15 protein-coding genes are annotated in these 9665 nt (G+C 36.1%); 8 read left to right on the forward strand and 7 right to left on the reverse strand.

The window, feature by feature from the left end; translation table 11 throughout:
* Nucleotides 1–213: 213 nt before the first annotated feature.
* Together atpC and atpD are read right to left on the reverse strand one after the other, a co-directional pair.
* On the reverse strand, nt 214–627 hold the full coding sequence (gene atpC, locus H6F47_RS25400; RefSeq protein WP_137666418.1) for an ATP synthase F1 subunit epsilon: 414 nt from the start codon (nt 625–627) through the stop codon (nt 214–216).
* 100 nt (nt 628–727) lie between these two features.
* Nucleotides 728–2176 (reverse strand): F0F1 ATP synthase subunit beta, encoded by a 1449-nt coding sequence (gene atpD / locus H6F47_RS25405; protein ID WP_137666417.1) that lies wholly within the window; start codon nt 2174–2176, stop codon nt 728–730.
* Nucleotides 2177–2486: 310 nt separating this feature from the next.
* Between atpD and H6F47_RS25410 the strand changes: the two genes are divergently transcribed.
* The 3 genes from H6F47_RS25410 (at nt 2487) to H6F47_RS25420 (ending at nt 3586) form a co-directional block, all read left to right on the forward strand.
* Nucleotides 2487–2630: a hypothetical protein gene (locus H6F47_RS25410; protein ID WP_190347537.1), complete on the forward strand. Its 144-nt coding sequence runs from the start codon at nt 2487–2489 to the stop codon at nt 2628–2630.
* Between the two features lie 262 nt (nt 2631–2892).
* The gene (locus tag H6F47_RS25415) at nt 2893–3207 is read left to right on the forward strand and encodes a hypothetical protein (protein WP_190651554.1); all 315 of its coding nucleotides are present in this window, start codon (nt 2893–2895) and stop codon (nt 3205–3207) included.
* Nucleotides 3208–3214: 7 nt separating this feature from the next.
* Nucleotides 3215–3586, forward strand: a complete 372-nt coding sequence (locus H6F47_RS25420; RefSeq protein ID WP_242027495.1) for a DUF6516 family protein — start codon at nt 3215–3217, stop codon at nt 3584–3586.
* Nucleotides 3587–3595: 9 nt separating this feature from the next.
* On the opposite strand, the gene H6F47_RS25425 is transcribed toward H6F47_RS25420, so the two are convergent.
* On the reverse strand, nt 3596–3856 hold the full coding sequence (locus tag H6F47_RS25425) for a TIGR03643 family protein (RefSeq protein ID WP_190651556.1): 261 nt from the start codon (nt 3854–3856) through the stop codon (nt 3596–3598).
* A gap of 333 nt (nt 3857–4189) precedes the next feature.
* On the opposite strand from H6F47_RS25425, the gene H6F47_RS25430 reads away from it, so the two are divergent.
* Together H6F47_RS25430 and H6F47_RS25435 are read left to right on the forward strand one after the other, a co-directional pair.
* Complete coding sequence (locus H6F47_RS25430) at nt 4190–5008, forward strand: SirB1 family protein (RefSeq protein ID WP_190651558.1); 819 nt, start codon at nt 4190–4192, stop codon at nt 5006–5008.
* A 220-nt stretch (nt 5009–5228) separates the two neighbouring features.
* Nucleotides 5229–5522, forward strand: coding sequence for a hypothetical protein (locus tag H6F47_RS25435; protein ID WP_096571987.1), 294 nt, complete (start codon nt 5229–5231; stop codon nt 5520–5522).
* Between the two features lie 110 nt (nt 5523–5632).
* Here H6F47_RS25435 and H6F47_RS25440 read toward each other — a convergent pair whose 3' ends face one another.
* Both H6F47_RS25440 and H6F47_RS25445 read right to left on the reverse strand, forming a co-directional pair.
* Nucleotides 5633–6217, reverse strand: coding sequence for a cytochrome b (locus H6F47_RS25440; protein ID WP_190651560.1), 585 nt, complete (start codon nt 6215–6217; stop codon nt 5633–5635).
* 132 nt (nt 6218–6349) lie between these two features.
* A complete protein-coding gene (locus H6F47_RS25445; protein ID WP_190651562.1) occupies nt 6350–6910 on the reverse strand; it encodes a Uma2 family endonuclease in 561 nt (186 codons plus the stop codon).
* 156 nt (nt 6911–7066) lie between these two features.
* Between H6F47_RS25445 and H6F47_RS25450 the strand changes: the two genes are divergently transcribed.
* The 3 genes from H6F47_RS25450 to H6F47_RS25460 all read left to right on the forward strand — a co-directional run bounded on the left by H6F47_RS25450 (nt 7067) and on the right by H6F47_RS25460 (nt 8769).
* Nucleotides 7067–7702 carry a hypothetical protein gene (locus H6F47_RS25450; protein WP_137666413.1) on the forward strand — a complete coding sequence of 212 codons (636 nt, stop codon included), beginning with the start codon at nt 7067–7069 and terminating at the stop codon, nt 7700–7702.
* Nucleotides 7680–8090, forward strand: a complete 411-nt coding sequence (locus H6F47_RS25455) for a type II toxin-antitoxin system death-on-curing family toxin (protein ID WP_190347542.1) — start codon at nt 7680–7682, stop codon at nt 8088–8090. Before H6F47_RS25450 ends, H6F47_RS25455 begins: the two co-directional genes overlap by 23 nt.
* 115 nt (nt 8091–8205) lie before the next feature.
* On the forward strand, nt 8206–8769 hold the full coding sequence (locus tag H6F47_RS25460; protein WP_137666411.1) for a Uma2 family endonuclease: 564 nt from the start codon (nt 8206–8208) through the stop codon (nt 8767–8769).
* Nucleotides 8770–8851: 82 nt separating this feature from the next.
* Here the strand turns inward: H6F47_RS25460 and H6F47_RS28245 are convergent, their stop codons facing one another.
* Together H6F47_RS28245 and H6F47_RS25470 are read right to left on the reverse strand one after the other, a co-directional pair.
* Entirely contained in the window at nt 8852–8983 is a 132-nt protein-coding gene (locus H6F47_RS28245) for a type II toxin-antitoxin system HicA family toxin (protein WP_228051754.1), read from the reverse strand.
* A 306-nt stretch (nt 8984–9289) separates the two neighbouring features.
* Nucleotides 9290–9502: a type II toxin-antitoxin system HicB family antitoxin gene (locus tag H6F47_RS25470; RefSeq protein ID WP_187040877.1), complete on the reverse strand. Its 213-nt coding sequence runs from the start codon at nt 9500–9502 to the stop codon at nt 9290–9292.
* Nucleotides 9503–9665: the final 163 nt, after the last annotated feature.

The raw sequence follows: 9665 nt of genomic DNA on the forward strand, positions 1-9665 counted from the left end.
GCGTCTGGCTAAGGCGTGAAAGTCTACTGAGGGATAACTGCTCCCATGCTCCCGTTGAAGTAGAAAGTAAAGTCTAGTTTTGTCTAGGTTTTATATAGCAGAGTGCGGAATGTGGGTTACAAACTTAATATTACATTTTTAAACATCATAATCAAAAAATAAACAAGGGTAGGCTAATTGCCTACCCTATTTATCGTCCATTTCAGGATTGACTTACACCAAACCGCCAGCAGCTTGAAAACGAGCGCGTGCGCGTTTAAAGGCTTGTGTGGCTTGGATTTGAGCTTGTCTATCCCCTGCGGGAACTTGGTTTAATTTGGTTTGTGCTTGGTTGAAAGCTGTGCGGGCTTCTTCTAGATTAATAGCGTCCCCACGTTCAGCACCATTCACCAGAACGGTAACTTCATCTTCATCAACTTCAGCAAAACCACCCAAAAGAGCGATCGCTTGCCAGTTAGCAGTTTTGTTGGCACGAACCCGCATTACACCTGTATCCAATGCTGTCAACATGGGAGCGTGTCCACTTAAAACACCCAACTGACCAGTAGTGCTAGGTAAAATTACTTCATCAGCGGGAGCATCCCAAACAGTTTTGTCTGGGGAAATTACACGAACGGTCAGAGTCATATTCTTTTAGTTTCTACTTAATTATTGGTGATTGGTAATTGGTAATTGGTAGTTGGGAGAATTTCTTACCCATTACCCATTACCCATTACCCATTACCTATTAACCTTTGAGCTTTTGGGCTTTAGCGATCGCTTCGTTGATATCGCCTACCAAGTAGAAAGCTTGCTCTGGCAGATCATCCAATTCACCAGATAAAATTCTTTGGAAACCTTTGATGGTGTCTTCCAATTTCACATATTTACCAGGAGAACCGGTAAATACTTCTGCTACGAAGAAGGGCTGAGACAAGAAACGCTCAATCTTACGAGCGCGTGCTACGGTGAGACGGTCTTCTTCAGACAATTCATCTAGACCTAAGATAGCAATGATGTCTTGTAATTCTTTGTAACGTTGTAAGGTAGACTGAACAGCACGTGCAGTATCATAGTGTTCTTTACCTACAATATTGGGTTGCAACATTGTGGAAGTAGAACCCAGAGGATCTACCGCAGGGTAAATACCTTTAGCTGCCAAACCACGAGACAATACTGTTGTACCGTCCAAGTGAGCGAAGGTTGTAGCAGGTGCGGGGTCGGTCAAGTCGTCCGCAGGTACATATACAGCTTGAATAGAAGTAATAGAACCTTCGGTTGTGGAGGTAATACGCTCTTGTAGCGCACCTACGTCAGTACCGAGAGTGGGCTGATATCCTACCGCAGAAGGCATCCGTCCCAACAGCGCAGATACTTCAGAACCAGCTTGTACGAACCGGAAAATGTTGTCAACAAACAACAGTACGTCTTGCTTGTTCACATCACGGAAGTATTCAGCCATTGTCAAACCAGACAAACCAACCCGCATTCTAGCTCCGGGTGGTTCGTTCATTTGACCATAAACGAGAGCAATTTTAGATTCGTTGAGGTTATCTTTGTTAATAACCCCAGATTCGATCATTTCGTTGTAGAGGTCATTACCTTCGCGGGTTCTTTCACCTACACCAGCGAATACAGACACACCACCGTGTTGAGTAGCGATGTTGTTGATCAATTCCATCATGATCACGGTTTTACCAACACCAGCACCGCCGAACAGACCGATTTTACCACCACGACGGTAGGGAGTTAACAAGTCCACAACCTTGATCCCGGTTTCAAACACAGAAGGTTTGGTTTCCAATTCTGTGAGTTTGGGAGCTTCGCGGTGAATGGGTAAAGTTTCGGAGTTGTTTACAGGACCTTGGTTGTCTACTGGTTCGCCTAAAACGTTAAAAATACGTCCTAATGTAGCCTTACCTACGGGTACGCTGATGGGTGCGCCGGTGTCAACAACTTCTAAACCACGGGTTAAACCGTCGGTGCTGCTCATCGCAACGGCTCTAACTTGGTTATCGCCTAAAAGCTGCTGTACTTCAACGGTGAGGTTGATTTCTTGTCCAGCTTCGTTAGTGCCTTTGATGGTCAAAGCGTTGTAGATTTGGGGTAGTTTACCGCCGGGGAACTTAACGTCTACAACCGGACCAATTACTTGGGTAATGTAACCTATGTTTGTTTTTTCTGCGGTGGTGACCATGCTGCGCCTAATGAATGAAGCTATTTTTCAGAGTTGGTCTTCAAAGACCTAAGATCAAGCAATATCATCTTTTAGGTTAGCACTGAATGATCCCATCTTTGCCTTAAATTCATTATTAAAACTAGATCCAAAAGTAGATCCCCGACTTCTTGAAGGAGTAGGTGATCTGGGCTGCATTAGTAAATTTTAAAATGCGATAGCCGAAGGCTTAAGCTTCGCTTATCGCCTACGGCGGGCGTTTCGCCATCGCCATTCACCCAAGAATGTTAAATTAATATATCTGTATTATTCAATAACAATATAAATATAAATGACTCGTTTTATACGTAGGTGTTTAGCAATGCTAAACCCTTATATTAGTAAGAGCCAAAGAGTGTTAAATGAATATTCCTTGTCAGAATCAGAATGTCCAGGATTAGAGGATGAACAGGATGATTTAAGTAGGATGCGTTAAATATTAAATATATGTGATATGTTTATGATGTAGTTTGACACAGCTTACAACTAAAATCCTCACACCCACAAAAACCATCCTGTAAATCCTTAAATCCTGGTTATCCTGATTCTGACAAAAACGCGAACAGAGAATATGGGGGGGGTTGACAAAATATTTTAGACTTGTTATGATTATAGAGATAAGGAAGAACTATAATTAAAAATTATTAGATAGGGGTTTAGCATTGCTAAACCCTTATATATTTGGAGTTTTATTAATCATGACAACTCAAACAGAAATAATCAATCAATTAAAAGTCCTAGAAACACTGTCTCAACAAGGAGGATATAGTGATATTTTAGCTTCATCACTTAGAAAAATTATTCATCAAGAAAGAGAACATATTAAACAGCAAATCAGAGAATTAGAAACAGATTTGCAAGTATTTGAACAACAGTATCAATTCTCATCTGCGGAGTTTTATCAGCAATTTAAAGCAGGTCAATTAGGAGATGAAGTAGATTTTGTGGAATGGAGTGCTTTTTATCAAATGTGGTCTGATTTACAAAGTCGTTTAGCGTTACTTCAATCTTAATTTGAATATGATTGTTGAGGATTATTTTACAGAAATAAAAGCTAAACTAATTACCAGTTCGATAATTGCTCAAATTGATATTGTCAAAGAAAGAGCATTATCTGATCAAGGTTATTTTCGGGCAAGATTGAATTTAACGAATGGTGACTTTTTAGAAGTGGTGGAATTTTTTAAAGTACAGGGAGATAAATGTATTACAGAAACCTATCGCTATCAATGGATGGATGGTACTAGAACCCAGTTAAGAAAAAGATGGGATAATGTAGAGCATTTTCCCAACTTACCAACTTTTCCTCATCATGTCCATATCGAGCAAGAAACTAATGTTTATGCAAGTATTTGTCGGAATATTCTAGAAATAATTGCTAGAAATAATTGATTTAATTAGTCAAGAAATAAATTTTTGATTTTGGGATTTAAACCTACCTGCAATAAATTCTCGCTTTTGCAGATGTTTGGTTTTGCGTTGAGTAACTCTTTCTCTCCACATCTGGAAACTAGAAGATTTCATTTCTCTTCTCATCAAGGCAATTACCTGTTTTTCTAAAAGTCCAAATTGTGCTTCTATAGCTTCAAATGGGGTTCTATCTTCCCAAGCCATTTCGATAATACGATCTATAGTTTCAGTGTTTAAGTCAGGTAATTTCATAAGTTGACAGATGTAGAGAACTAAACAAAAATCTTATTTTAGTATATTTGGTATATGTTGATCATACATGATCAAGTAATAGACATCTCCATAATAGAATGTATTAATTTGTAATATGTTGTAGGGGCGAAGCTTATGGGCGATAATTTAACGGAAAAATCAGACATCTAGATATCCCATAAGCTTCGCCCTGCCCCCATAAATAAGTTCCATAATTTCTTTTCTGGAGATGTCTAATGAAACAACTGGTAAAAATACGATTTTGAGATCCGATCGCTCCCAACTGCCTCAATTGCCTTAAAATAAGAGTATGTCGCCTCATACCTACTGCTTATGAACTTCTCGTCAGCACGTCAATATTTTTACCAAGAAATCCAGCAACCTGACGAGTCTATCAACCTGGCCAGGGCTGCTTTATATATCGCCCAGGAAGAATATCCCAATCTTGATCCAGAAGAATACTTAAACGCCCTAGATACAATGGCAACAGATTTAGAGGAGCGTTTACCATCTTCCCGCTATCCGCTGCGGATGATTCAAAGTATAAACCAGTATTTATACGATGAATTAGGTTTTACAGGTAATAAAATTGATTATTATGATCCGCGTAATAGTTTTTTTAATGATGTCATAGAACGCAAAACCGGGATTCCTATTACTTTAGCGTTAGTTTACATGGAGGTAGGAAAACGCATTGACTTTCCAATGGTGGGCATAGGAATGCCTGGACATTTTTTAATCCGTCCCGATATTGCAGACATTGAGATTTTTGTGGATGCTTTTAATGGTGGTGAGGTGATGTTTCCTCAAGACTGTCAAGAAAGACTATCTCAAATTTATCAGCAATCGGTGACATTACAACCAGAATTTTTAGCTGTGGTTAGTAAGCGGCAGTTTTTGGCGAGGATGCTCACAAATTTGAAGTATATTTATTTAAATCGCCAAGATTTACAAAAAACCCTGTCTGTGGTAGAAAGAATTTTGTTGTTGTTTCCTGGTGTGAGTTTAGAATTAAGAGACAGAGGTTTGCTTTATTATCAACTTGGTTACTTTACCCAAGCAGTAGAGGATCTGCAAATTTATTTAACTAAAGTTCCTGAAGCCGAAGATGCTAATGTAATTCGGCAATTACTAAGTAAGTTGGATAGTTGACAGTTGATAGTTGATAGTTGATAATTCTTAACAAAGAATAAATATGGGATTTTTCTCAACTTCTGGACTAAATCTAATCAGTGAGTGTTTCAAAATATACATATTTTTGTTAACACATAAACGTTATTTTTAATACGAAAAGATAAGTAAATATACTATTGCGTTTTCTGTCCCATCAGCATACTATGTAGCGCAATAAGTTTTTGTTATCTAAACCATCATGAAATCTATTCTGCAAACCTACATAGAGAAAGAGATATGGTTGTTAATCAGAGATAAATGGTATTTGGCAACAATTATCGGGGTTGTAGATGACTTATTGTGGTTTAAACACAGAACGCACAACAAAGAGACAGAAGAAGATACTTTGTGGGAAATGGTGGTGAAAATCAGTGAAGTCATTGCTATTGATAAAGTGATATCTGTGATGAGTAGAAAACCAGATGTATTTATGTCTAGGTTATTGGAAGCAGATAACACGATACATAATAATCAACAGGAACATGAACAATAATCAGCTAATTATGTAAGGAGTCAAGAGTCAGGAGTTGCTTTCCTTCCTTCCTTCCTATACCCTATTCTCACTGATAACTGATAATTGTAAAACTCAGAAAACTTGCGTCATTAGTTACTAGATAAATTATTCCCAAGTGTGATAGTTTTGGTAAATTTACGCCAAAGCGATCGCACTACTTTTTTTTGTTGAATTGAGTGTAGAATAATAAAAGCCAAAAATGTGTAAGCTAACCAAAAATGTAAACTTCTACCAATTTCCACCATTGCTGAATTTTGGGGAAACATATCAGGTAAAAGAATACCAAAAATTTTAACATTATTACTTTTAAAAGAATTAGAAAGTAAGAAACCCGTAACAGGAACAACCCACATAAAGATATACAAACTGGTATGAAGGGCGACAGTTTGAAACCATTCGGTAGTGAATTTAGGAAATTTTTTTGTATATTTGCGCCACCAAACCCGCAACAATACTAAAATTCTCCAAGTGAGAATGGCCATTGTTAAAGCGCCAATTGATTTATGAAAATCATAAAGAGAAGGACGAATAAAAACCTCTCTTGGCAACCTGGACATAATTGTACCAGTTAAAAATAGGATTAAATAACCAACTGACATCCACCAATGGATAGACATGAGGTTTTTAAATGCGGAATTTTGTCTAGGTTTTGAGGGTGTATTAGTTGAAATCATATATTATGATTGATTTTTATCTATGATTGTGAAAATTTGTAAATTTAGTTTAGCAAGGATTTAAGTTATACGCTTGTATTTTGGGTTAAGGTAGATTGAAGGTAGTGGAAAATCTCGCTAGGTAGGTATCTACTATAAAAAACTTACATCTTCATATAAATCATTCATATTTCCCTGAAAATTAATACTTTGCAATTCAAAAGATGATTCTTGATAAGATTGTAAAATCCATAAACCTTGATCATTACGTCGGAAACGATCTACTTGAGGTTTTTTGACATCAATTAAAACATATTCTTGTAAAGTTTCGATATTTTGATAGTCTTTAAATTTATCACCCCGATCAAATGCTTCTGTAGAATCAGATAATATTTCAATAATTAAACATGGGAATTTTTTATAATTTAATAATCCTTTATCTCTTTCATCACAAGTAACCATCACATCAGGATAGTAAAAACGATTGATGGTTTCTATTCTGGTTTTCATGTCAGTAAAAAAAACTCGACATCCACTACCACGAATGTGATTCCGAATGAGAGTAAAAATATTACCTGTTACTGTAATATGAGGATCTGACGCACCAGCCATTGCGTAGATGTAACCGTTGATGTATTCATGTTTGACGGGGCTTTTTTCTTCCAGTGCTAAATATTGTTCGGGAGTGATGTAAATATCGTGATTTGCGATCATATATTAAAATGGGTTTAGTACATATTTTTATGTTTTATTATAATAGATTTATTGCCAATTTTGTCAAAATACTGATTTTAGGACTCAAGATTATGTATTTTTGAGTTAAAAGAGTTTTAGGAAGGCACATAATGTCACCATAAAGGTAGATAAGGTATGGTATACAGCTTTACATTTCCCGAAGAGATTATTGATAGCATCCAGGAAAGGATAGAAGTTCTGGAAAGATGCTTAAATGATCCTAACCCGCAAGATGAAAAAATGGCGGAGATACTTGAGTTGGTTAATATTCAGGAAATATCTGTTATTCAACTACAGGAGGAATTGTTAAAGTTAATTGAAAAATTCATTAGAGTAAGAAAAATATCTCAGGTAATTCTTGAAAAATCAAGCAATGGTGAACACCCTTTTAATCAATTGTTATTATCTATAAAACAGTATTTTATGATGAAAGAAATTATAGATTCTGATTCATTCCTAATCATAAATGGAGAAAGTCTCAAAAAAATGACTATAGGTTTTGTAGAAATTTATAATCAATATAAATTTCAAAGAGAAACTCTAGATAAGGTTTTTTTAAAACTGTGTGAATCTGAAATATACATTTGGATTGAATCTTTAAAGCACTTATTACAATCACTTATCAAGGCTTGTTTAAGGACAAATGTATTCACGGAAAAAGAAATTAATGCTTTTAACTTAGGAGATATAACACCTCAAGAATCAGAAGCCATGTTAATTTCTTTAGCATCTACAAAAAAATGGGATTATGTGTATAGAAAACTGGCATAATCCTAAATTCATTAATAAAGAAGATGTATTAAGTATACATAAAAAACAGATTAACCTATATGGTGGATCAGATGGTATCCGCGATGAAGGTTTATTAGATTCTGCAATTTACCAACCTCAAGCAAGTTTTGGAGGTGAATTATTACATCCAACAATTTATGAACAAGCAGCAGCTTATTTATTTCACATTTGTAAAAATCATGCTTTTGTAGATGGTAATAAACGCACAGCTTTTGATGTGATGGTGACGTTTTTAAATATCAATGATTATGATTTGAATATGACACCAGAGGAAGCATATCAATTAACAATGCAGGTTGCTGATAATAAAGTGAGTAAGGAAGATTTGATAGAAATATTGAGAGATTGTATTATAGAATTATTTTAACAGATGATTCTTGATAAGGTTGTAATATCCATAACCCTTGAAAATTAGAACGGAAAAAATCTACTTGAGGTTTTTACATCAAAAAACATATTACTTAAAGGCTAAGAGTAGTTAAATGAACACAGTCACCTTAAACCTAGATCCAATTATTCGCCTTACAGATGAACAATTTTACCAACTCTGTATGGCCAATAAAGATGTAAGCTTAGAACTAAATGCAGAAGGAGAGTTAATTATTGTGCCACCAGTAGGAGGAGAAAGCGGCCGTAGTGAAGCCGACTTAAATTTTAAAGTCAGTCTGTGGAATTACCAAACAAAATTAGGGATAGTATTTAGTTCCTCAACAATATTCCGACTTCCCAATGGTGCAAAACGTTCACCTGATGTTGCTTGGATAAAATTAGAACGCTGGGAAGCATTAACAGAAGAAGAACGAAAGAAATTTCCCCCACTTACACCAGACTTTATCATTGAACTGAGATCAGAAACCGATAGATTGAAAACTCTGCAAGAAAAAATGCAGGAATATATAGATAATGGTTTGCGTTTGGGTTGGTTAATTAACCCACAGGATAAAGAAGTAGAAATTTATAGAAGTGAAAAACCTGTAGAAATTGTCCAACTTTCTGCTGTACTTTCCGGGGAAGATGTTTTACCAGGGTTTGAATTACAAATTTGAAATCCACATTAAAGTCAACTGATTGTTAGATAAAACATTTGGTTGGGTTGCGCGTTGCTTAATCCAACCTACGATTATAATTTTAATTTTCTAAAACATTCATAAATTCTTCTACTGTTATTCCTGCTTTAGCAATAAGACTGCGTAAAGTACCCCGTGCTACTTGATTATGATTAGGGATAGAAAGAGTAGCAGGATGTCCTTCTTTGGTCATAATAATAGACTTCCGCGTTGACGAGAAACTTCCCAGCCAAGTTTTGTAAAAGTTTTAATAACCTCCGCAGGTTTTAATATTGGTACAGATGGCATTATATATAGGGTTTGCTGAATAAACCTAAAACCTTGATATATCAAAGGTTAGAGGCTGATAAACACAGAAATTAGTGCAAGGGTTTTGAAGGGTATACCGGAAAAAGTGTGCATTTTTGGGGATTTCAAGAGATGGCAAAGAAATTTTCAAATCTTCTCCTGACTCCTGACTCCTGACTCCTGACTCCTATGCCCTCACGGAAAGACTTTCTCAGCAACCCCTATATACTTCCACTTCACGAGTTATTACTGTTAAAGGCATCCCTTTTTCTAACCTAACTTCTAAACATTCCCTAATAGCTTCTTGAATATTTTCCTGTGCTTCTGCTTCAGTTATTCCTTGACTGACACAACCAGGAATAGAGGGACATTCAACAATAAACATCCCATCTTCATCTTGAAACATAGTAATGATAAATTTCATGATGTTTTTATTTGATTTATCAATTTAATTGTACTGTAAATGTGTTGGGTTGCGCGATGCTTAACCCAACCTTGTATCTTAGAGGTATGTTAGAGGAAGTGGTAGACCGTCCCAACCTTGGTCAGAAAAGACCGCTTCGTAGCAAGGATCACCACAACAATCT

It is taken from the genome of Sphaerospermopsis sp. FACHB-1094 (assembly GCF_014696195.1).
GTDB lineage: Bacteria > Cyanobacteriota > Cyanobacteriia > Cyanobacteriales > Nostocaceae > Sphaerospermopsis > Sphaerospermopsis kisseleviana.

Coding starts and splice junctions, on each gene's coding strand:
- H6F47_RS25440 (WP_190651560.1), bottom strand. CDS start 6,217: ATGATTTCAACTAATACACCCTCAAAACCTAGACAAAATTCCGCATTT.
- H6F47_RS25450 (WP_137666413.1), top strand. CDS start 7,067: ATGGTATACAGCTTTACATTTCCCGAAGAGATTATTGATAGCATCCAG.
- H6F47_RS25430 (WP_190651558.1), top strand. CDS start 4,190: ATGAACTTCTCGTCAGCACGTCAATATTTTTACCAAGAAATCCAGCAA.
- H6F47_RS25415 (WP_190651554.1), top strand. CDS start 2,893: ATGACAACTCAAACAGAAATAATCAATCAATTAAAAGTCCTAGAAACA.
- H6F47_RS25425 (WP_190651556.1), bottom strand. CDS start 3,856: ATGAAATTACCTGACTTAAACACTGAAACTATAGATCGTATTATCGAA.
- H6F47_RS25455 (WP_190347542.1), top strand. CDS start 7,680: ATGTGTATAGAAAACTGGCATAATCCTAAATTCATTAATAAAGAAGAT.
- H6F47_RS25410 (WP_190347537.1), top strand. CDS start 2,487: ATGACTCGTTTTATACGTAGGTGTTTAGCAATGCTAAACCCTTATATT.
- atpC (WP_137666418.1), bottom strand. CDS start 627: ATGACTCTGACCGTTCGTGTAATTTCCCCAGACAAAACTGTTTGGGAT.
- H6F47_RS25420 (WP_242027495.1), top strand. CDS start 3,215: ATGATTGTTGAGGATTATTTTACAGAAATAAAAGCTAAACTAATTACC.
- H6F47_RS25435 (WP_096571987.1), top strand. CDS start 5,229: ATGAAATCTATTCTGCAAACCTACATAGAGAAAGAGATATGGTTGTTA.
- atpD (WP_137666417.1), bottom strand. CDS start 2,176: ATGGTCACCACCGCAGAAAAAACAAACATAGGTTACATTACCCAAGTA.
- H6F47_RS28245 (WP_228051754.1), bottom strand. CDS start 8,983: ATGACCAAAGAAGGACATCCTGCTACTCTTTCTATCCCTAATCATAAT.
- H6F47_RS25445 (WP_190651562.1), bottom strand. CDS start 6,910: ATGATCGCAAATCACGATATTTACATCACTCCCGAACAATATTTAGCA.
- H6F47_RS25470 (WP_187040877.1), bottom strand. CDS start 9,502: ATGAAATTTATCATTACTATGTTTCAAGATGAAGATGGGATGTTTATT.
- H6F47_RS25460 (WP_137666411.1), top strand. CDS start 8,206: ATGAACACAGTCACCTTAAACCTAGATCCAATTATTCGCCTTACAGAT.